The sequence below is a fragment of the Microlunatus aurantiacus genome, assembly GCF_039536605.1.
GTDB lineage: Bacteria > Actinomycetota > Actinomycetes > Propionibacteriales > Propionibacteriaceae > Microlunatus > Microlunatus aurantiacus.
The window spans coordinates 16,883-37,463 of sequence record NZ_BAAAYX010000002.1 but is presented as its reverse complement, the minus strand read 5'-3'; the positions used below and the strand labels follow the sequence as shown (position 1 = coordinate 37,463).

General features: G+C 72.5%; 22 protein-coding genes. 7 read left to right on the top strand and 15 right to left on the bottom strand.

Annotation, left to right across the window (positions count from 1 at the left end):
• Positions 1–68: 68 nt before the first annotated feature.
• The 5 genes from ABD714_RS00305 to ABD714_RS00285 form a co-directional block, all read right to left on the bottom strand.
• Positions 69–623 (bottom strand): NuoB/complex I 20 kDa subunit family protein, encoded by a 555-nt coding sequence (locus ABD714_RS00305; protein WP_344810269.1) that lies wholly within the window; start codon positions 621–623, stop codon positions 69–71.
• Positions 624–671: 48 nt separating this feature from the next.
• The gene (locus ABD714_RS00300; RefSeq protein ID WP_344810268.1) at positions 672–1,031 is read right to left on the bottom strand and encodes an NADH-quinone oxidoreductase subunit A; all 360 of its coding nucleotides are present in this window, start codon (positions 1,029–1,031) and stop codon (positions 672–674) included.
• 34 nt (positions 1,032–1,065) lie between these two features.
• Positions 1,066–2,325 carry a geranylgeranyl reductase family protein gene (locus tag ABD714_RS00295; RefSeq protein WP_344810267.1) on the bottom strand — a complete coding sequence of 420 codons (1,260 nt, stop codon included), beginning with the start codon at positions 2,323–2,325 and terminating at the stop codon, positions 1,066–1,068.
• A 160-nt stretch (positions 2,326–2,485) separates the two neighbouring features.
• Positions 2,486–3,124, bottom strand: a complete 639-nt coding sequence (gene mobA / locus ABD714_RS00290; RefSeq protein ID WP_344810266.1) for a molybdenum cofactor guanylyltransferase — start codon at positions 3,122–3,124, stop codon at positions 2,486–2,488.
• A gap of 5 nt (positions 3,125–3,129) precedes the next feature.
• A complete protein-coding gene (locus ABD714_RS00285) occupies positions 3,130–4,377 on the bottom strand; it encodes an isochorismate synthase (RefSeq protein WP_344810265.1) in 1,248 nt (415 codons plus the stop codon).
• Positions 4,378–4,442: 65 nt separating this feature from the next.
• Between ABD714_RS00285 and ABD714_RS00280 the strand changes: the two genes are divergently transcribed.
• On the top strand, positions 4,443–5,987 hold the full coding sequence (locus ABD714_RS00280) for a molybdopterin-dependent oxidoreductase (protein WP_344810264.1): 1,545 nt from the start codon (positions 4,443–4,445) through the stop codon (positions 5,985–5,987).
• A gap of 6 nt (positions 5,988–5,993) precedes the next feature.
• Here the strand turns inward: ABD714_RS00280 and ABD714_RS00275 are convergent, their stop codons facing one another.
• The 3 genes from ABD714_RS00275 to ABD714_RS00265 form a co-directional block, all read right to left on the bottom strand.
• Entirely contained in the window at positions 5,994–7,667 is a 1,674-nt protein-coding gene (locus tag ABD714_RS00275; protein WP_344810263.1) for a DUF6297 family protein, read from the bottom strand.
• Positions 7,667–8,305, bottom strand: coding sequence for an ABC transporter ATP-binding protein (locus ABD714_RS00270; protein ID WP_344810262.1), 639 nt, complete (start codon positions 8,303–8,305; stop codon positions 7,667–7,669). The genes ABD714_RS00275 and ABD714_RS00270 overlap by 1 nt, the downstream gene beginning before the upstream one ends.
• Positions 8,306–8,385: 80 nt before the next feature.
• Positions 8,386–8,853, bottom strand: a complete 468-nt coding sequence (locus tag ABD714_RS00265; protein WP_344810261.1) for a hypothetical protein — start codon at positions 8,851–8,853, stop codon at positions 8,386–8,388.
• A 210-nt stretch (positions 8,854–9,063) separates the two neighbouring features.
• On the opposite strand from ABD714_RS00265, the gene ABD714_RS00260 reads away from it, so the two are divergent.
• The 4 genes from ABD714_RS00260 to ABD714_RS00245 all read left to right on the top strand — a co-directional run bounded on the left by ABD714_RS00260 (position 9,064) and on the right by ABD714_RS00245 (position 12,158).
• Positions 9,064–9,741 carry a fasciclin domain-containing protein gene (locus tag ABD714_RS00260; RefSeq protein ID WP_344810260.1) on the top strand — a complete coding sequence of 226 codons (678 nt, stop codon included), beginning with the start codon at positions 9,064–9,066 and terminating at the stop codon, positions 9,739–9,741.
• A 98-nt stretch (positions 9,742–9,839) separates the two neighbouring features.
• Positions 9,840–10,457, top strand: coding sequence for an ECF RNA polymerase sigma factor SigK (gene sigK, locus ABD714_RS00255; protein WP_344810259.1), 618 nt, complete (start codon positions 9,840–9,842; stop codon positions 10,455–10,457).
• Positions 10,458–10,487: 30 nt separating this feature from the next.
• Positions 10,488–11,357: an anti-sigma factor gene (locus tag ABD714_RS00250; RefSeq protein ID WP_344810258.1), complete on the top strand. Its 870-nt coding sequence runs from the start codon at positions 10,488–10,490 to the stop codon at positions 11,355–11,357.
• Positions 11,358–11,426: 69 nt separating this feature from the next.
• On the top strand, positions 11,427–12,158 hold the full coding sequence (locus ABD714_RS00245; protein WP_344810257.1) for a demethylmenaquinone methyltransferase: 732 nt from the start codon (positions 11,427–11,429) through the stop codon (positions 12,156–12,158).
• A gap of 231 nt (positions 12,159–12,389) precedes the next feature.
• Here ABD714_RS00245 and ABD714_RS00240 read toward each other — a convergent pair whose 3' ends face one another.
• The 5 genes from ABD714_RS00240 to ABD714_RS00220 form a co-directional block, all read right to left on the bottom strand.
• Complete coding sequence (locus ABD714_RS00240; protein ID WP_344810256.1) at positions 12,390–13,016, bottom strand: alpha/beta hydrolase-fold protein; 627 nt, start codon at positions 13,014–13,016, stop codon at positions 12,390–12,392.
• A gap of 141 nt (positions 13,017–13,157) precedes the next feature.
• The gene (gene menD / locus ABD714_RS00235) at positions 13,158–14,786 is read right to left on the bottom strand and encodes a 2-succinyl-5-enolpyruvyl-6-hydroxy-3-cyclohexene-1-carboxylic-acid synthase (protein WP_344810255.1); all 1,629 of its coding nucleotides are present in this window, start codon (positions 14,784–14,786) and stop codon (positions 13,158–13,160) included.
• On the bottom strand, positions 14,779–15,762 hold the full coding sequence (locus ABD714_RS00230; protein WP_344810254.1) for an o-succinylbenzoate synthase: 984 nt from the start codon (positions 15,760–15,762) through the stop codon (positions 14,779–14,781). Before ABD714_RS00230 ends, menD begins: the two co-directional genes overlap by 8 nt.
• A 106-nt stretch (positions 15,763–15,868) precedes the next feature.
• Positions 15,869–17,041, bottom strand: a complete 1,173-nt coding sequence (locus ABD714_RS00225; protein ID WP_344810253.1) for an RNA polymerase sigma factor — start codon at positions 17,039–17,041, stop codon at positions 15,869–15,871.
• Entirely contained in the window at positions 17,038–17,454 is a 417-nt protein-coding gene (locus tag ABD714_RS00220; protein ID WP_344810252.1) for a YciI family protein, read from the bottom strand. Before ABD714_RS00220 ends, ABD714_RS00225 begins: the two co-directional genes overlap by 4 nt.
• 149 nt (positions 17,455–17,603) lie before the next feature.
• Here ABD714_RS00220 and dapA point away from each other — a divergent pair, with 149 nt between their 5' ends.
• Both dapA and ABD714_RS00210 read left to right on the top strand, forming a co-directional pair.
• Positions 17,604–18,464, top strand: coding sequence for a 4-hydroxy-tetrahydrodipicolinate synthase (gene dapA / locus ABD714_RS00215; protein ID WP_344810251.1), 861 nt, complete (start codon positions 17,604–17,606; stop codon positions 18,462–18,464).
• A gap of 70 nt (positions 18,465–18,534) precedes the next feature.
• The gene (locus tag ABD714_RS00210) at positions 18,535–19,467 is read left to right on the top strand and encodes a phosphotransferase family protein (protein ID WP_344810250.1); all 933 of its coding nucleotides are present in this window, start codon (positions 18,535–18,537) and stop codon (positions 19,465–19,467) included.
• Positions 19,468–19,470: 3 nt separating this feature from the next.
• On the opposite strand, the gene ABD714_RS00205 is transcribed toward ABD714_RS00210, so the two are convergent.
• Together ABD714_RS00205 and ABD714_RS00200 are read right to left on the bottom strand one after the other, a co-directional pair.
• Positions 19,471–19,812, bottom strand: a complete 342-nt coding sequence (locus tag ABD714_RS00205) for a DUF2200 domain-containing protein (RefSeq protein WP_344810249.1) — start codon at positions 19,810–19,812, stop codon at positions 19,471–19,473.
• Positions 19,809–20,552: a DUF1361 domain-containing protein gene (locus tag ABD714_RS00200; RefSeq protein WP_344810248.1), complete on the bottom strand. Its 744-nt coding sequence runs from the start codon at positions 20,550–20,552 to the stop codon at positions 19,809–19,811. Before ABD714_RS00200 ends, ABD714_RS00205 begins: the two co-directional genes overlap by 4 nt.
• Positions 20,553–20,581: the final 29 nt, after the last annotated feature.

The window sequence follows — 20,581 nt, the reverse complement described above, 5'->3', positions numbered from 1 at the left end:
GGGAGTGCAGCAACGAGACTCCGCGCAGCCCACGAGCACGGGGCGCGGAGCGCGACCATGGAGAGCGGTCACCGCAGCAGCCCCTTCAGCTCGTGGGCGGCCGGGGCCTCCAGCTGACGGGCCTCGGCAGCCTCGTCCGCGGCCACGGCGTTCAGACCGACCGGCAGGTGCGCGACCTTCTCCCGCAGCTTGAACATCGCGTCGATCAGCATGTCCGGCCGCGGCGGGCAGCCGGGCAGGTACATGTCCACCGGCACCACGTGGTCGACGCCCTGGACGATCGCGTAGTTGTTGAACATGCCGCCGGTGCTGGCGCAGACACCCATCGCCAGGACGAACTTGGGGTTGGGCATCTGGTCGTAGATCTGCCGGAGCACCGGGGCCATCTTCTGGCTGACCCGGCCGGCGACGATCATCAGGTCGGCCTGGCGCGGGGAGGCCCGGAAGACCTCCTGGCCCCAGCGACCCGAGTCGTAGCGGGGCGCGCCGTACGTCATCATCTCGATCGCACAGCAGGCGAGCCCGAAGGTCGCCGGCCAGAAGGAGGCGCTGCGCATGTAGCCGAACAGCCCCTCCAGCGTCGTCAGCAGCACACCGGTGGGGAGCTTCTCCTCAACACCCATGATCGTCTTCTTCCCGGGAGGAGGTCTGGAGGTCAGTGGTCACAGGGATCAGTCCCACTCGAGTCCGCCGCGTCGCAGCACGTAGAGGTAGGCCAGGAAGACGGTGATCACGAAGAGCACCATCTCCACCAGCGCGAAGGTCCCCATCTGGTCGAAGGAGACCGCCCACGGGTAGAGGAAGACGATCTCGATGTCGAAGATGATGAAGAGCATGGCGGTGATGTAGTACTTCACCGGGAACCGGCCACCACCCAGGGGCTGCGGGGTCGGCTGGATACCGCACTCGTACGAGTCGTACTTGGCCCGGTTGTAGCGACCAGGACCCACCAGCATGGAGGTGATGATGGTCAGGCCGACGAAGCCCGACGCGATCACCAGCATGATCACGATGCCGAGGTAGGGGCTCACCGCTCCACTCCTTGCCCGCTCATCCGGCTGCCCCTCATGCTTTCGGGGCGATCTTGCAGAGCGCGTTGATGATCTTGTCCATGGCGTCCCCGTCCCGGCTGTCGTGCAGGTTGGCCAGCAGCTTGAGGGTGAAGCGCATCAGGGTCTTGCGCGGCAGACCGTACTTGGTGCACAGCGACATCACCCGCGGGTTGCCGATCAGCTTCACGAACACGGCGCCGAGGGTGTAGTACCCACCGAGCTCGGCCTTCAGCTGGGTGGGGTAGCCCTGCAGGGCCCGCTCGGCGGTGCTGGTCCCGACGCCGCGGTAGTGGGCCTCGGCGATCGCGTCGGCGGCCAGCTCGGCCGACTCCATCGCGTAGGCGATGCCCTCGCCGTTGAACGGGTTGACCATCCCGCCCGCGTCACCGACGAGCAGCAGGCCCCTGGTGTAGTGCGGCGTCCGGTTGAAGCCCATCGGCAGCGCCGCACCCATCACCTTGGTGGTCATGTTCTCGTCGCGGAAGCCCCACTCCTCCGGGGTGTTGTCCAACCACCGCTTGAGCAGGTCCTTGTAGTCGGTCTTGCCGAAGGCCGAGGACGTGTTCAGGACGCCCAGTCCGACGTTGCAGGTGCCGTCGCCCATCCCGAAGATCCAGCCGTAGCCGGGCAGCAGGTCGCTCTCCCCGGGCGTGCCCGACCACAGCTCGAGCCAGGACTCCAGGTGGTCGTCGAGGTGCCGCGGGCTGGTGTAGTAGGTGCGGACCGCCACACCCATCGGTCGGTCGTCCCGCTTGGCCAGCCCCATCGCCAGGCTCAGCCGGGTCGAGTTGCCGTCCGCGGACACCACCAGCGGCGCGCGGAACTCCTGGCCGTCCTTGGTGGTGACGCCGACGATCCGGCCGGTCCGGTCGTCCAGGATCGGCGTGCTCACGTTGCACAGCTCGTACAGCTTCGCGCCCGCCGCGACGGCGTTGCGGGCCAGCAGGTCGTCGAAGTCGGAACGCGGCCGCACCAGTCCGTACGACGGGAAGTCCGCGAGCTCGGGCCAGGGCAGCTCGAACGGCGTCGTCGAGCCGCCGTAGATGCGCAGGCCCTTGTTGTGCAGCCAGCCCGCCTGCTCGGAGGTGTCGATGCCGAGCCGGATCAGCTGCCGGGTGGCGCGCGGTGTCAGACCGTCGCCGCACACCTTCTCCCGCGGGAACTGGGCTTTCTCCAGCAGCGCCACGTCCAGGCCACGGCGGGCCAGATGCGTCGCGGTCGCCGAACCAGCCGGTCCGGCGCCCACGACGAGGACGTCGGCCTCGACAGACATCGTCCCTCCCGGGCGTCAGCAGTGAACATCAGTGGGGGCGCTCGTGAAAACCTTCACGAACTCTGTGAACCTACCCTACGACTCAGACACCGGAAGAGTCATGCGGGGGCGACGCCTTCGGCGGACGATTTCCCTTGCCAGACACGAATGTCGCGATGAATTACGTGCGGCTGCGGTTGCGAAAATGCGCGAGCTGGGCGCCGGTGTCGATGTCGCGCGACAGGTCCTCGGCCAGGTCCAGCCGTGCGGGGGCCAGGGCGGTCACCAACCGGCGGACGGACTGGTCGTGACCGCGGTCCGGTCCGGCGAGCTGGATCAGGCGCCGGGCGGCGACGGGTCGTAGGGCGAGCTGGAGCACCTGGTCCCGGCCGGACAGGTCGACCCCGACCACCGCGTCGGCCCCGGTGCGCTCCAGCTCGGCCAGCAGGAGCGCCGCGGCCCGCCCTCCGCCCGGGGCGTCACCGGGGAGGGTCACGACCGCGGCGGGGTCGGAGGTGAGCGCCCAGGCCAGCCCGGTGACCAGACCGGCGGCCGGCCCACCGCCCGGCGGGTCCTCGGCGACCACGGTGACCGGTCGACTCACGGCACGGGGCGGACCGACCAGGGCGATCGCGGTCCCGGCCGGCAGGCCGTCGAGAGCGTGCTCCAGCAGCGGGCGACCGTCGATCTCGACCGCCAGCTTGTCGCCGCCGAACCGGCGGCCAGCCCCACCGGCCAGCACGACGGCGACCAGCCGGGGGGCGCTGGGCGGGGTGGTGGGCGGGCCGGAAGAGGCGGGGCGGACAGCGGGAGCGGCCACGAGGGTCAGCCGAGCGCGTCGCGCATCGGCACCAGCTTGGCGTTCGACTCGGTCAGCTCCGACTGCGGGTCGGAGCCCGCCACCACCCCGCAGCCGGCGAACAGGCGGATCTGCCGGGGGTCGGTCTCGTCGACGATGCCGCAGCGCAGCGCGATCCCCCACTCGCCGTCACCCTGGGCGTCGATCCAGCCGACCGGCCCGGCGTAGCGCTCCCGGTCGAGGTGCTCCAGCTCGGCCAGGGTCTCCCGGGCCGTCTCGGTCGGGGTGCCGCAGACCGCCGCACTCGGGTGCAGGGCCGCGGCCAGTCCGAGCGAGGTGCGCTCCGGTCCGGCCACGGCGGTGACGTCGGTGGCCAGGTGCAGCACGTTGGGCAGCTCGAGCACGTACGGCGCGTCGGGCACGTTCATCCCGGAGCAGTACGGCGCGAGCGCGTCCGCCACCGAGGCCACCGCGTACTCGTGCTCCTCCAGGTCCTTGCTGGAGCGGGCCAGCGCCGCCGCCGACGCCAGGTCGCGGGTGTTGTCGCCGCTGCGCTGGATGGTCCCGGCCAGCACCCGGGAGGTGACCAGCCCGTTCTCGCGACGCAGCAGCATCTCCGGCGTGGCACCGACCAACCCGTCGACCAGATAGCTCCAGCAGCGCTCGTACCGCTCGGCCAGCCGGGCCAGGATCCAGCGCGGGTCGATCGGTTCGCTCGAGCGGGCCAGCAGGTCCCGCGCCAGCACCACCTTCTCCAGCTCGCCGGCGCTGATCCGCCGGACCGCCTCGGCCACCGCCGCCTCCCACTGCGGTCCGGTGAGACCGCCGTCGGCGTACGAGACAGAGCGCGGCGGCACGGGCTGGACGACCGGCGGCAGGGCGTCGTCGTGGCCGAAGGAGGTGCCGATCTGGGTCAGCCAGGACCGGCCGTTGCGGCGACCGATCACCGTCCGCGGCACCACCATGGTGGAACGGGCCGCGGTGGTGGCCGGATCGAACACGAAGCTGCCGAAGGCCATGAACCCGGCTCCCGGCGTCTGGTTCAGGTCGCTGACCGAGACCACCTGGGACACCAGACCGGTCCACCACTCCTCGGCCTCGGCCACCGAGGCGGGCTTGCTGCGGACCACCTCGCCCCAGCCGATCATGCCCTCGCCGCGTCGCACCCAGGCGAACGCGTCAGGTCCCGGCAGCAGCGGAGCGAGCGGGCCCGGGTCCTCGATCTCGACCGTACGGGCGTAGAGCCGGGGCGGGTACGGGCCGGTGCTGCTCACCCTGGCAGCGTATCTCCGGGCGCCGCACGACCCATCCGTACGGACCGCGGCTCCGAATGATCGGCATGGGGAAGCCACGGAAGTCGACGCTCGCCCTCAGCGGGGTGCTGTCCGCGTCGGCGGCGCTCGGGGTCGGTCACCTGGTGGCCGCGCTGATGGCGAGACCAGCGGCTTCGCCGCTGATCGCCGTCGGCTCCGTGGCGGTGGATGCGGCTCCGACGCCGGTCAAGGAGACGGCGGTCCGGTTGCTGGGGACCTGGGACAAACCGGTTCTCATCAGCGGGATCGCGGTCGTGCTGCTGGTCGCGGCCGCTGGGATCGGCCTGCTGGCCCGGCACCGTCCGGGACCGGCGTCGGTGGCCATCGGCGCTCTGGGCCTCGTCGGAGCGGGGGCGGCGCTGCTGCGCAGCGGCTTCTCCTCCGGCGGGGTCTGGAGCGCTGTGCCGTCGCTCGTGGCGGGTGTGGTCGGGGTGGTGGCCCTGACCCTGCTCACCCGCTCTCTCACTCCTCCGGACCTCACCTCCAGGACAGCGGCGGACTCGCCGACCATCCCGACCGGCTCGCGGCGCCGCTTCCTGGCCACCGTCGCGGGGGCCGGTCTGCTCGCGGCGGCCGGCGCCGGCCTCGGCGAGGCCGTCAACCGCACCCGTCAGGCGGCTCGCGGGCTGATCCGCCTCCCGCTCCCGCGCTCGGCCGCGAAGCCTCTCCCCTTCGGGGTCCAGGTGCCCGGGGTGCAGACCTTCACCACCCCCGACGACGCCTTCTACCGGGTGGACATCTCCCTGGTCACGCCGCGGGTGGACGTGGGCACCTGGACGCTGACCATCGACGGCGGGGTCGACCGCCCGCTCGTGCTCAGCTACGACGACCTGCTGGCGATGCCGATGATCGAGCGGGACATCACTCTGGCCTGCGTGTCCAACGAGGTGGGCGGGGCGTACGTCAGCTCGGCCCGCTGGCTCGGGGTGCCGTTCAGCGAGATCCTCACCCGCGTCGGCGTGCGGCCGGGAGTGGACCAGGTGTTCAGCTACTCCTCCGACAGCGGCTACACCTGCTCGACCCCGCTCGCGGCGGTCAGTGACGGCCGGGACGCGATGATCGCGGTCGGGATGAACGGCGTGCCGCTGCCCGATGCCCACGGCTTCCCCGCGCGGATGGTGGTGCCGGGCCTGTTCGGCTTCGTGTCGGCGACCAAGTGGTTGGAGCGGATCGAGTTCACCAGCTACGCCGCGCAGACGGCCTACTGGACCGAGCGCGGCTGGGCCACCGACGCCCCCGTGCTCACCCAGAGCAAGATCGAGGTGCCGGCGTCCCTCGGCACCCTGAGCGCCAGCGGCATGATCGGCGGCACGGCGTGGGCGCAGCACCGCGGGATCGACAGGGTCGAGATCCGGATCGACGACGGGAAGTGGCAGGACGTGACCCTCGCCGAGTCGGCCGGCATCGACACCTGGCGGCAGTGGTCCTTCCACTACGACGGTCCCGCCGGTCGGCACACGGCCCAGGTCCGCGCCACCGACGGCACCGGCGAGGTGCAGCCGGAGAACCGCACGAAGGTCTTCCCCAGCGGTGCGCGCGGCTGGCACCAGATCCAGTTCAGCGTGGAGTGACCCGGCTCAGCGCTTCTTCTGCTGCTCCGCGGCGGCCGCGGCCGCGCGCTGCTTCTTCGCCCGGTCCAGCTCCCGCTGCTGCTCGGCCTGCCGGGCGCGGATCGACTCGGCGTCCATCGAGTTGAGCAGGATCAGGGCGGCGATGCCGCAGATGGCCAGCGACCACAGCGGCGAGAAGCCGAGCAGCATCGGTGCGGTGGCGATCAGACAGACGTCGAAGCCGCGGAAGACGTTGGACATCAGTCCCGGCGGGAAGGCGCCCGACGGGGTGGAGATCATCGGCGCGCTGAAGTCGGGGCCCTTGGCCTGCACCCAGCGGATGGCCGCCAGCAGCCCCGCCGCGGCGGTGGCGATCGCCATCAGACCGGCCTGCGTGCCCGTACGGGCGATCGCCCCGTCTCCGAAACCGAGGTAGGCCGGCGCCGTCAGACCCGCCCAGACCGCGACCAGGACGGCCGGGACGGTGATCGCCGACAGCTTCAGCTGCGCCAGTGAGAAGGGCAGGCAGCGGGACAGCCCGCCGGTCCGGGTCAGCACCCGCAGCCCCCCGAGCAGCGGCACCGTGGCCCCGAACAGGGACAGCGCGGCCACCACCGGGGTGAGGGTGCTCATCCCGAGGGCGTCGCAGGCGTACGGGACGACCAGGGTGACCGCCAGCATGAACAGAGGTTGCGGGAACCGCAGCAGACGCTGCCACTCCCGCCAGACCAGCGCCTGCCGGCCCAGCCCACGGCCACGCTTCGGCCGGACCGAGCCGACCGCGACCGCACGCCGCTCCACGACGATGTCGCGGGCCAGCCCGAAGTCGAGGGCGAAGAACGCACCGGAGATGCCGTTGACCAGGGCGCCGCCGCTGGTCAGCCGGGTGCGGCGGATGCGGCCGAGACGCAGCACGGCCAGCACGAGGTTGACGACGAGGAGCACCCCGGCGACCGCGACCACGGCGTACCCGATCTCCGCGTCGCCCTGCTCGCCGATACCCAGGCTGAACCAGCCGGCCGCGATGCCGACCACCGCGACGAGCGAGGCGACGCCGAGGACCGCGAACAGGTAGGTGGCGACGGCGGTCAGCCGGTGTCGTTCGGCTCCCTGCTGGGCGGCGGCGCCGGAGACCGCTGCCATCGCCGCGAGCGCGGTCGCGGCGGACCAGATGACGACGCTCGCCGCGGAGCCGCCGGTCAGGGCGGTGATCGCTCCCCCCACCAGCGCACCGACCACGAGGGCGACAGCCAGGGCGGCGACCAACCGAGGACCGAGGAGGCGGGCCCGCCGGACCGGGGTGTCGAGCAGCCAGAAGCCCTCGGCGGCGGAGGCGAGCACCGGGCCGAAGAGCCGGGAGACCGCCAGGGCGAGGGCCACGGCGAGGGCCAGCGCCGCCCACGGCAGCACCGTCCGCGCGGACAGACACGACTCCGAGCTGCACTCCGCGACGACTCGCTGGGCACGGATGACCACGTTGACCATCGCGCCGCCGATCATCAGGGCGGCGATGACGGCGATGTAGGCGTCGGAGAAGGCCTCCCACAGGTTCCGGGTGGCCCGGCCCTTGCGCCAGTCCCGGATCAGGGTCTTGAGCTCGGCCGCCGACGGGACGGCGAGGTGCGCGGGCTCCTCGTTGCCCTCGAAGCCGGCGTCGTGGTGGGCCGGGTACTCGTCGAACGTGTCGCCGGTGGTGGTCATCAGGCGGCGCCGAGCCGGACGACCCGGGTCGCGACGGACTCGACCAGCGAGGGCTCGTGGCTGGCGAACACGATGGCCAGCCCGCTCTTCCGCTCCGCCTGCAGCCGCTGCGACAGCCAGGCCACGCCCTCGACGTCCAGCCGCTGCTCCGGCTCGTCCATGATCAACAGCTTGCGCGGGCGGACGAAGGCGGTGGCCAGGGCGAGTCGCCGACGCTGGCCCGACGACAGGGTGCCGGGCAGCTGTCCCGACTGCGGCACCAGCTGCACCTCGTCGAGCACCTCGTCCACCATGGCGTCGGGATCGTCCTGACCGTGGGCTCGCGCCAGCAGGTCCAGGTGCTCCACCACACTGAGGTCGGGGAAGAAGTCCAGGTCGTCGATGACGGTGGCCACGTTGCGGCGGATCTCGGGCGAGGTCTCCGACATCGGCGTGCCGAGCACGTCGATGGTGCCGTCGTCAGGTCGGTCCGCGCCGACCAGGCAGCGCAGCAGGGTGGACTTGCCGGCACCGTTGCGCCCGGTCAGGGCGATGGCCTCACCCGCCCGCACCTCGAGGTTGAACCCGTCGAAGATGGTGTGGGAGCCGAAGGCGCGCTTCAGCCCCGACACTTTGAGCACGGTGGTGCGTTTGGCCATGGGGGCGATTCTGCCCCCTCGCACCAGCTGATCGCGCCCACGACCACGGCCGCGCCGGGGGTCGGACGGCGCCGGGACAGCTACGCGAGGGCGGGCTGGCAGGTCACGCCGGACTGGGTGAGCAGCCCGACGTCGCCCTTGTCGATCTTCGTCGGGTCGCCGTCCCGCATCGCCACCAGGGTCGCGGGCTTCGCCTTGTCGTACATCTCACCCACCATGCAGACCGCGAACTTCTTCGCCTTGCCGCCGGAGATGCCCTGGGTCTGCTGGTAGAACGTCGCCAGCCCGGCCACCACGTCGGACTTCGACGGCTTGGCGCCGTCGTCGCCGGACTGCCCACCGGCAGTGCTCTCCGTGCTCGGGCTGCTCTCCGTGCTCGGGCTGGTCTCCGCGCTCGGGGCGGTCGTGGACTCGGGGGACGCCGCCGACGGCTGGGTGGACGCCGGCGACTCCGGTGCGCTGCCGGTCTGCTCGCCCCCGCAGCCGGTCAGGGCGAGGGCGGCCGCGGTGGCGGCGGCCGCGAGAGCGTACGTGAAGCGGCGGTTCATCGGGGTCTGGCTCCTGGATCTCGACTGACGTCTGGACGGACGGACGGCCTCGCACTGTAGTGCCGGCGAGGGTCGTCGTGGGGCCCCGCCGTCACCCGGAGACCCCCGCTGGCGAAAGAAGTTCGCAGATCGGCCATCCGGAAGCCCCCGAGACTCCGAATCCTCTTGTGAGACGACCCCATCGAGGACGTCCGATCACCGGAGGACAACATGATCACGAAGACTCGTAAGAACGCGACCCGTCTGGCCGCCCTCACCGCTGCGATCCTGCTGCCGCTGAGCGCCGCCGCCTGTGGGATGGAGAGCAACACCGCCGCCCCGGCGGGCGGCACCTCGTCCGCCCCGATGAGCAGCCCGTCCATGTCGGCCCCGGCCAGCCCGTCGGCGTCGGCGTCCACGGCCTCGATGACCGAGCCGTTCGGCGCCGGCTGCGCCTCCGTGCCGAAGACCGGCAAGGGCTCCTTCGACGGCATGTCGCAGGATCCGGTGGCCACCGCCGCCAGCAACAACCCGGCGCTGTCCACGCTGGTCACCGCGGTCAAGGCGGCCGGTCTGGTCGACACGCTCAACACCACCCAGGACATCACCGTCTTCGCCCCCACCAACGACGCGTTCGCCGCGATGGACCCGGCCACGCTCAAGAAGGCGCTCGGTGAGCCGAAGGGTCTGCTCACCGACGTGCTGACCGCGCACGTCGTGCCCGGCCGGCTCGCGCCCGACCAGCTGGCCGGCGAGCACCAGTCGCTGAACAAGTCGCAGCCCGTCACCGTCACCGGTTCCGGTGAGAGCTTCGAGGTGAACGGCGAGGCGATGGTCGTGTGCGGCAACGTGCAGACCTCCAACGCGACCGTCTACATCATCGACAAGGTGCTGCTGCCGAAGTCCTGATCCGCGACCCGGCGCGCAGCCCGAGGCTGCGCTCCGGGACGCTCACCCGACCAGCGACCCCGGGCCGCGGGTCGGGAACGTCCTGAGAGGATCAGCCTGTGACCACGTCAGTCGGGCCGGAAGGGCGGGGGGAGCCCGCTGAGGCCGACGTCGGGGGACGTCAGCAGCAGGCGGCCCGACTGGCTGACCTGCTGGACCGCTCCGCCCGGGGGCAGGAGGAGGCGTTCGCCGAGCTCTACGACGCCACCTCCAGCCGGATCTACGGCGTCGTGCTCAAGGTGCTGCGGTCCCCGGACCTGGCGGCGGAGGTCACTCAGGAGGTCTACGTGGAGATCTGGCGGCTGGCCAGCCGGTTCTCCAGCGAGCGCGGCAGCGTGATGTCGTGGATGGTCACCATCGCGCACCGGCGGGCGGTCGACCGGGTGCGGGCGACCGTCAGCGAGACCCGGCGGGACACCGACTGGGCCCGGCTGGACGAGGAGACACCGCACGACAAGGTCTGGGACACCCTGGAGCACCGTCTCGACACCGAGCGCGTGCGCAAGGGGCTGGACTCGTTGACCGCGGTGCAGCGGGAGGCGGTCGGTCTGGCCTACTTCGGTGGCTACACCCACCGCGAGGTGGCGGGCCTGTTGAAGCTGCCCCTCGGGACCGTCAAGACACGTATCCGAGATGGTCTGATCGGCCTCCGAGATGCCCTCGGAGTTGAAGCATGACCGCGGCGTCCAGACAGGAGGGGGTGCGAGATGTCTGATCCACAGGGCTACGACCCGTTCGTCAACGACCCCCACGGGGCCGTCGGCGCCTACGTCGCCGACGCGTTGGACGACGACGAGCGCACCGTCTTCGAGCTGCACCTGGCGGGTTGCGAGAGCTGCCTGCGTGAGGTGGCCGAGTTCTCCGAGACCGCGGCCGAGCTGACCTGGCTGACCGAGGCGACACCGCCGCCGAGCCTGCGGGCGTCGGTGCTGTGGGAGATCGCCACCGTGCGTCCGCTGCCGCCGGCGGCGACCGTCGGGCGGCCGGGCTCGCCGGTCTCCCCCGGGTGGTGGGTGTCGGCTGGGTCCCCCGATAGCGCGGTGAACCGGTCGGGCACCGCTGCGGAGCTCGATCCGGAGACCACCGTCGACCGGCCGCAGCTGGACGAGCTCGCGGTGCGCCGGCAACGGCGTACCCGCCGGATCCTGACCGGACTGGTCGCGGCCGCTCTCGTCCTGGTCGTCGGGTTGGGCGGCTGGGTGTCCGTGCTGCGCTCCGAGCAGCAGAACCAGCAGGTCGCCGCCCGTCGGGTCAGCGAGCTGCTGACCGCCCCCGACGCCAAGGTCTACGCCACGACCCTGAACGGGTCCTCGGTGTCGTTCGTGGTCTCGAAGGCCCGTGACCAGGCGGTCTTCCTCGGCGACGACCTCCCCTCGCCCGGCGACGGCAAGGTCTACCAGCTGTGGATGATCGGCTCCGCGATCACCCCGAACGCGCTCGTCGACCGGGGCGGTGACATCACCCAGTGGTTGGACGACGGTCCGCTCGACGGGGCCAAGCAGCTGGCGGTCACGGTCGAACCGGCCGGCGGCTCCACCGCTCCCACCCTGCCCCCGGTGGCGGGAGTCGAGCTCTGAGGCGTGGCAGGCTGAGCCCGTGACCCGTACGCGTTCCCCCCGGCCGAGGCGTCAGCGTCGGTGGTCGCTGTGACCACCACCGAGGCTGACGGCTCGGGACGGGGGTCCCGGGGATCGCGGGCCAGCCTGGACAAGGGCCGGGCCGAGGTGGCCGCCATGTTCGACCGGGTGGCCGAGCGCTACGACCTGGCCAACGACGTGCTGTCGCTGGGTCAGGACCGGGCCTGGCGGACCCTGGTGCTGGAGGCGGTCGATCCGCAGGTCGGCGACCGGGTGCTCGATCTGGCTGCCGGCACCGGCACCTCCAGCGAGCCGTTCGCGGCCGCCGGGGCGTTCGTCGTGCCGACCGACATCTCCCTGGGCATGCTCACCGTCGGCAAGCGCCGCAGCCCGTGGTTGTCCTTCGTGGCCGGCGACGGGCTCCAGCTGCCGTACGCCGACGACAGCTTCGACGCCGTGACCATCTCCTTCGGGTTGCGCAACGTGTCCGACACCACCGCCGCCCTGACCGAGCTGCGCCGGGTCACCAAGCCGGGCGGTCGGCTGGTGGTGTGCGAGTTCTCCACCCCCACCTGGACCCCGTTCCGGGTGCTCTACCGCAACTACCTGGTGGCGGCCATCCCCCGGATCGCGCGGATCGTGTCCTCCAACCCGGCTGCGTACGAGTACCTGGCCGAGTCGATCCTGGGCTGGCCGGACCAGGCGGGTCTGGCCGCGCTGATGCAGCGGTCCGGCTGGCAGCAGGTGGCCTGGCGGAACCTGTCGACCGGCATCGTGGCCCTGCACCGCGGTACCGCCTGACGGCGACGCGACCGAGCCGTCGGGCACCCGCCGAGAGGTGCGTCCGGGCTGTTTCGGGGGCCGGTGAAGCAGCCCGGAGTCACCAGTGGGCAGCGCGCCCTGCGACCTCGTACGGGCTCGATCACCCCACGACCAGCAGTGGTCACGGTGGTCAGCTCGGGAAGGCCCAGGCCACCATGCGGGGGAACTCGGCCTGCCAGAAGGGATCGCCGTGGTCGCCGTCCCGTTCGGTCAGGACCACCTCGGCCCCGACCGCGGCGAGGGCGTCCGCCCAGCGCTGCGCGTTCTCCAGGAGGACGGTTCCGACGTACCTGCCGTGAGGTAGACCCGTGGCAGCAGGTGGGGCCACGCCGCTGGTGGCCGGAAACCGCCACCGGGTGAGCTCGCGAACACCGCTCCGTAGAGCGTCGGGTGGCGCAGGCCCAGGGCGAACGCGAGCTCGGCCCCGGCCGACACCCCGCAGACCGCCGTCCGCTCCGGCGGCAGCCCCGGGCCGAAGCGGGTGTCGACCCACGCGAGCACTTCCTCGACGAAGAAGCGCTCGTGGGCCGTGAACCGCTGCGGGTCGAACGACGGCGAGTACTCCTGGATCCGCACCATCTCGTCGGGGTCGCCGGTGCGGTGCACTCCCACGATCAGGGTCGGGACCGTCCCGGCGGCCTCGAGCGCACCACCCCACCCCGCGATCAGCTCCCCGTCCCCGGCGTAGACCACCGCCTGCGGCGGTTCCGCCGGGACGTACACGGTGACCTGGCGCCCGCCGTCGTAGGCGAAGGCGGTGGTGAGGAGCTCGCCCGCGACGGCAGGACCGTCGGGCGCCTGTGCTGGGGCGGTGTCACCGGCGGACGGGTGGGTCATCGGCACCTCGATACGCAGTGAGCAGGCCTGCCTGCGTCGAACTCAGCTCGACCTGCACCCGGCGAGCGCGACACGCCGGGTAAGGACTCCGGTCGAGCTGATGTCGACGCAGTGTCGGTCGACGATCCTGGCGCCACCCGACTACACCGCCACCGTCAACGACCCGATCTCGTTGTCCAGCGTCCGCCGCAGCCGGCGGTCGATCACGGCCTCGACCACCTCGATGCCCAGCGGCGGTTCGGCCAGCACCTCGGACAGGTCCTCGCCGGTCTCGACCCGCCGGTAGCCGGCTCCGGTGGCGGTGGCCAGCCGCTCCAGGTCGACGTCGTGCGGGGTGCCGAAGATGCGCTCGTACGCCCCCGAGTGGACCGGGTGCCCGTGCTCGAGGGTGGCGAAGATGGCCCCGCCGTTGTCGTTGGCCACCACGATCCGCAGATCCGGCCGCTGCTCGTGTCGACCCACGATGAGTCCCGTGGTGTCGTGCAGGAACGTCTCGTCGCCCATCAGCGCGTGGGTGGGGCGCTCGACCACCAGCCCGACCCCGACGGCGGTGGACACGGTCCCGTCGATGCCGGCCAGCCCCCGGTTGGCGTACACGGTGGGGGGTGTCTCGCTGACCGGGGCCAGGTCGAGGTCGCGGACCGGCGAAGAGGACCCGACGACGAGCGTGTCCGCCGCACCCAACGCCGACCAGAGCCGAGCGGCGACCACCGGACCGCTCAGGTAGGCCAGCCCGTCCAGCACCTCCTGCAGGCGCACCGACATGGCTTCGTCGGCCTCGGTCCACCGCTCCCGCCAGCCGTCCCGCACGCGGTCCAGGGCCACCGCGTTGGCCACCAACCGGGCGTTCGTGCCCGGGTCGATCCACTCCCCGTACGGGCTGACCACCACCAGCTCCACGTCCTCGCGGCCGAGCAGCCGCATCACCGGGCGGGCCAGGGTGGGGTGGCCGAACATCACCACCCGCTCGATCTCCTCCCCCAGTCCGGTGCGCAGCAGCAGGCGACCGGTGGCCAGGGCGTGGCTGCCTCCCCGGGCGTTGCTCACCGGCTCGGCCAGCAGCGGCAGGTCGGCCTGCTCGGCGAAGGCCCGGGCGGCGGCGCCCGCTGACGGCGTCAGCGCACCGGCCACCACCAGGGTCTGCGGACCGGTCGGCAGCACGACCGGGGCGTGCCCCAGCGGGCGCGGGGTCACCTGCAGCTCGGGCTGGATCGGGGCCGACTCCACCCCGGGGACCAGTGGCTCGCTGAAGGACAGGTTGACGTGCACCGGGCCGGGGGTGCCGCTGCGGGTCCCGACCGCCGCCGTCAGCACCCGCCCCAGCTCGAAGCGCCAGGAGCGCGGTGTGGTGGGGGTGTCGTCGATCTGGGTCTCGGCACGCACGTGGTTCCGGAACAACCCGGCCTGGTCGGTGGTCTGGTTGCCGCCGGCGTGCCGCGCGGCGCGCGGCCGGTCGGCGGTCATGGCCACCAGCGGGATGTGACTGTGGAACGCCTCCAACACGGCCGGGTGCAGGTTGGCCGTCGCGGTGCCCGACGTGGTCACCACCGCCACCGGGCTCTCGGCGGCCTTGGCCAGCCCGAGCGCGAGGAACCCGGCCGTCCGCTCGTCCAGTCGCACGTGCAGTCGGAGCAGCCCGATCTTGTCCGCCTCGAACAGCTCGTACGCCAGCGGGGCGCTGCGGGACCCCGGGCACAGCACGACCTCCTGGACGCCGGCCCCCAGCAGCTCGGTGACCACCAGCTGGGCGCAGCGCGACGCGTCACCCACGCTCGTCCCTCCCCTGCGGTCGGTGCGCCGCGGCCCGCCGCCGCGTCGTGTCCAGCCGAGCCTGCCAGAAGGCGGTCGTGTCCGGGTCGGCGGCGTGCTGGGCGAGCCGGTCCGCCGACGGGACCACGGCCCGCACCGGCAGGCACCCGTTCCGGGCCACCAGCGGCTCGTCGACCAGGTCGTCGGCCAGCAACCGGACGGTGTTCAGCCCGCACGCGTACGGGAGGTCGGGCAGCGCGGCAGCGAGGGCGACCCCGGCGGCCATCCCGACCGAGGTCTCCAGCGCGCTGGAGACGACCACCGGCAACCCGATCTCGGCGGCGATCCGCAGGCAGGCCCGCACCCCGCCGAGCGGCTGCACCTTGAGCACGGCGACGTCGGCCGCGCCCCGGCGGGCGACCAGAGCGGGGTCCTCCGCCCGCCGGATCGACTCGTCGGCCGCGATCGGCACGTCCACGCCGGCGCGGGCCAGCGCCACCCGGAGGGCGACGAGCTCGTCGACGGTCCGGCAGGGCTGCTCCGCGTACTCCAGCCCGTAGCCGGCCAGCCGTCCCAGCGCCACGGTGGCCTGCTCGACGTCCCAGGCGCCGTTGGCGTCCACCCGGATCCGGCCGGCGGGCCCCAGCGCGTCCCGTACGGCGGCGATGCGGTCGAGATCGTCGGCGAGGGTCTGACCGGGCTCGGCCACCTTGACCTTGACGGTCCCGCAGCCCGCGTCGCGGACCAGGACCGCGGCCCGCTCGGGAGCCACGGCCGGGACTGTCGCGTTCACCTCGATCTCGTCGCGCACCGGTACGGGCCAGCCCTGCTCGGCGGCCTCGTCGGCGGCCCGCAGCCAGGGGATGATCTCGTCACCCTCGTAGTCGAGGAAGGGACTCCACTCCGCCCAGCCGGCCGGGCCCGACCAGACCAGGCCGTGCCGGGTGGTGATCCCCCGGAACCGGGTGCGCAGCGCGAGCGCGTACGTGTGCGGCACGGAGGCGAGCGTACGCGGCGGCTCGTCGCCCCGGGGTCGCCGGCGAGGGCTCCGAGACCCCCCGCCCGTCGGTCGCCCGATCCCGCGTCGGTCGCGCGGCCGCCCGTCAGTCGCCCAGCGCCTGGTGCAGGCGCGCCGCCTGCCGGGTCAGGTGGTCCCGCTCGGGCAGGTTGGGAGCCTGCCGGGCGGCCTCGGCGTACAGCCCGGCGGCGGTGGCCGGGTCACCGTCGGCCTCGTGCAGGTGGGCCGCCACCGCCGTCCGGCGGGGCACCGACGCCTCGACCTGGGCCAGCGCCGCCAGCCCGGCGCGCGGACCGTCGGCCTCCCCGATCGCCACCGCCCGGTTCAGGCGCACGACCGGGGAGTCGGTCAGCTTCAGCAGCTCGTCGTACCACTCGACGATCTGCACCCAGTCGGTCTCGGCCGGCGAGGGTGCGTCGGCGTGGAGCGCGGCGATGGCCGCCTGGGCCTGGTACGGCCCGAGCCGGTCGCGCGCCAGGGCGTCCTGCAGCAGGTCGACCCCCTCGGCGACCAGGTCGGAGCGCCACCGGGACCGGTCCTGGTCCGCCAGCGGCACGAGACGTCCCCGGTCGTCGGTGCGCGCGTCGCGCCGGGCGTGGTGGAGCAGCATCAGGGCCAGCAACCCCGCGACCTCGGGCTCGTCCCGACCCCCCTCCCGGACCAGTGCGGCCAGCTGGCGGGTCAGCCGGATGGCCTCGGCCACCAGGTCGACGTCCCCGCTGTAGCCCTCGTTGAAGACCAGGTAGAGCGTCGTCAGCACCGTGGACAGGTCGCCCGGCTGGTCGAAGCGGACCCCGGAGACCGACCGCTTGGCCCGGCTGATCCGCTGCGCCATCGTCGCCTCGGGGACCAGGTACGCCGCCGCGATCTGCCGGGTGCTCAACCCGCCGACCGCGCGGAGAGTCAGGGCCACGGCCGACGCCGGGGTCAGGACCGGGTGGGCACAGCGCAGGTAGAGCGCGAGGGAGTCGTCCCCGGCGGCGACGGGTCCGGGCTCCGGCTCGAGGTGCACCCTCTCCTCCCGCCCCCGACGCGCGCTGTCGGCCCGGGCCAGGTCGAGGAACTTGCGCCAGGCCACCGTGACCAGCCAGCCCTTCGGGTCCCGCGGCGGGTCGGCGGGCCACGTCTGCACCGCTGTCAGCAACGCCTCCTGGACGGCGTCCTCGGCCGTCGCGAAGTCGGCCCCACGACCGACGAGGACGGCCAGGACGGCCGGGCTGAGCTCCCGCAGCAGACCCTCGTCGACCGGGTCGCTCACTCGCTGACCGTGGGCGCCTCGGTCAGGAACGGGCGCACCTCCAGCCACTCGTGGATCGGCTCACCGTTCTCCCCCGGCGCCGCGGAGAGCTCACCGGCCAGCTCGATCGCCCGCTCGTAGGAGTCGACGTCGATGGCCATCCAGCCGGCGATCAGGTCCTTGGTCTCGGCGAACGGACCGTCGGTGACCGGGGGGCGGCCCGGGCCGTCGTACCGGACGAACGTCCCCTCCGGTGAGAGCGCCTGGCCGTCGACGAACTCCCCGGACTGCTCCAGCCGGGCGGCGAAGTCGTTCATGTAGCCGATGTGGGCGTCGATCTCCTCCGGCGTCCAGTTCTCCATCGGACGGATGCCGGCGACGTCGGCGGGACCGGCGTTGCGGCGGTAGTGCTTGAGCAGCAGGTACTTGGCCATGACAGGACTCCTTCGGGTGGTGCGCCCCATTGTGGGATGCGCTCGACCCTGGGACGGAGCCGGCCGGGTGTTCTCGACATCGCCGGGCGAGATCTTCGCCGACTCGGCCGGAGCGGTCGGGGCGGGCCGCGTCTGGAAGGATGCGCTGCGTGACTGCGCAGGGACTGGGAGCCGTGCTGACGGCCATCGTGACGCCGTTCGACGCCGAGCTGAACGTGGACGAGGAGGCGTTCGTCGCGCTGCTGCACCACCTCGCCGCGCACGGCTCGGACGGCTTCGTGGTCTGCGGCACCACCGGCGAGGCCTCCACCCTGACCGACGAGGAGCACCTGCGGGTGATCGAGCTCGCCGTCCAGGAGCGACCCGCCGGCGCCACGATCATCGCCGGCACCGGCTCCAACAACACCCAGCACGCGGTGCACCTCACCGAACGCGCCACCGAGCTCGGGGCCGATGCGGTGCTGAGCGTCACCCCGTACTACAACCGACCCAACCGCAGAGGGATCCTTGCCCACTACGGCGAGGTCTCGCGGGCTACGGACAAGCCGATCGTGCTCTACAACATCCCCGCCCGGGTCGGGATCGACCTGCCCAACGACCTGCTCGCCGAGCTGGCGCAGCTCGATCACGTGGCCTACGTGAAGCAGGCCAACAACGCCAACCTGGCCCAGGTCGACGGTCTGGGTCTCTACGCCGGCAACGACGAGGCCTTCCTGGCCACGCTCGAGCTCGGGGGCTGTGGCGGCATCCTGGTCGCCAGCCACCTGGTGGGCGAGCAGATGCACCGGATGGTCGACGAGCCGGAGCGCCGGGCCGAGATCGACGCGTCGTTGCGGGACGTGTACGCCGCCATGGGTCTGACCAGCAACCCGATCCCGGTCAAGGCCGCTCTCGCGCTCGCCGGCCACCCGGTCGGCGGTCTGCGGCTCCCGCTGGTCGAGGCCTCCGGCACCGAGCGCGCCCAGCTCCGGGACGTGCTGGACCGGCACGGTCTGCTGGCCGGATCGTGACCGGAGGACCGGGCTGACGTCCCGGGCGCCCCGAGCAGAAGGCACCTCGCCGGCGGCGACGGCGGCTCCGGTGGACCCGGCGGCAACGGTGGCGGCGACGGCCAGGGCACTGGGCGCCGAGCTGGGTTTCGGGGCCGACTCGGTCGAGGTGCTGGTCGGCGGCAACCAGAACCACGTCGTCCGGCTGCGCACAGCGGTCAGCGACGTCGTGCTCCGCTACGCCCGCGACACCGACCGGCTGACCATGGACCCCTTCGACGTCGAGCAGTGGTGCTCCCGGGCCGCCGCGGCGGTCGGGATCCCCACCCCCGCCACGCTGGCCCGGGCCGAGGTCGGCGGGCACTCGGTGATCGTGCAGGAGTTCGTCCCGGGAGCGCCGGCCGACGCCGACGACCGGCGGGCCTGGGAGGCGATCGGTGGGGTCGCCGCCGCGCTCGCCGACATCGACCTGGCCGACGCCCCGGAGGGGCTGTTCTCGCGCTTCGGCCGCGATCTCGACGCTGCCTGGGAAGCCCATCTCGACTACAACCTGGCGGCTCTGACCCCCGGCGACCAGCTGCTGGAGCTCGGCGCCTACACCCCCGACCAGCGAGAGCCGCTGCGGCGGCTGGTCGCCGGTCTGCGGCGCCACCGGCTGCAGCAGGGTCTCGGCCACGGCGATCTCTCCACCCGGAACCTGATCGCCGATCCCGCGGGCGGCTACGTCGTCCTGGACTGGGGCTCGGCCGCCGTGGGTCCGACACCCTGGACCGACCTCGAGCTGATCCGCCGCTGGCACGCCATCGACGACCCGGTCAGCGTGGTCTCGGCTGACGCCTGGCGGGCGGTGCTGACCGGCGTCGGGTCCGCCGGGCCGTCCGCGTCGGAGGTGGAGACGCTGCTCGCGGAGCTGCAGGTCCTGCACGTGCTCGACGTCATCCGCTGGGCCATCGACCAGAAGCCCGAGCGGATCCCGGAGTTCGTGCGGCAGGCACGAGCTGCGCTGGCCCGCGGGCCGGTCTGAGCCTCAGGCCCGCAGCACCTTGACCATCGCCTTGCCTTTGGCCAGCTCGTCGACCAGCTTGTCCAGGTAGCGGATCCGGCGCATCAACGGGTCTTCGATGGTCTCCACCCGGTGCCCGCAGATCACCCCGGTGATCAGGGAGGCGCTGGGATTGAGCCGGGCGGCGGCGAAGAAGTCCTCGAACGTGGTGCCGGCCTCGAGATGTCGACGCAGCTCGGCGTCGTCGAAGCCGGTGAGCCAGCGGATCACCTCGTCGAGCTCGGCCTGCGTCCGGCCCTTCCTCTCCAGCTTGGTCACGTAGTGCGGGTAGACCGAGGCCACGCTGACCGTGAAGATCCGGCTCACACCGGCTCCCGGACCGCTGGGGTGACGCGGCCCTGGACCGGGCCGAGGATGCCGCGACCTACCACCCAGGCGACCACGTACGACCCGAGCAGGATGACCGACATGGCCACCGCGAACCGCACCAGGAACGGGTTCCCGAACGGGTCGGCCAGCCGCTGCAGCACGACCCCGACCAGACCGGACGGGTCGGTCAGGACGTCCCAGGAGTTGAACCGCGGGAACCGGCCGAGGTAGACCCCGATCGCGCTCAGCAGCAGCGCAGTCACGGCGAAGACCCAGCCGACCACGCGACCGGCCCACGCCTCAACGACTGCATGGACCACGAGCAGCGACACCAGGCCCAAGGCCAGACCGACGGCGGCGAACAAGCCGATCACTGCGGCGTCGAACCACAGCGGCGCTCCTCGGAGCCGGCCGAGGTGGATGAAGTCGGTCAGGATGTAGGGCGCGTTGGGCAGGAACAGCAACCATCCGGCACCGAGCAGCCAGAGCACCGGGCGGGGCCCGCGACGGACGTGCACGGCGGCCAGGGCGAGCGCGAGGACGAAGGGGATCCAGGCCAGGAACAGGTTCCAGGGGAGGAAGAGGAAGGCGGTCTCCCCCACCCGGTCCGCGCGGACCACCAGCAGTCCGACGGCTGCCAGGCTCAGCACGGCGAGCATCACGCCAACGCCGATCAGCCAGGTCACGGCGCGCGAGCGCAGGTGGCCGACCGCCGGTCGCTCGGTCTGGTTCGCCATCCGAGAAGTCTGCCGCATCGCCGCCGTCG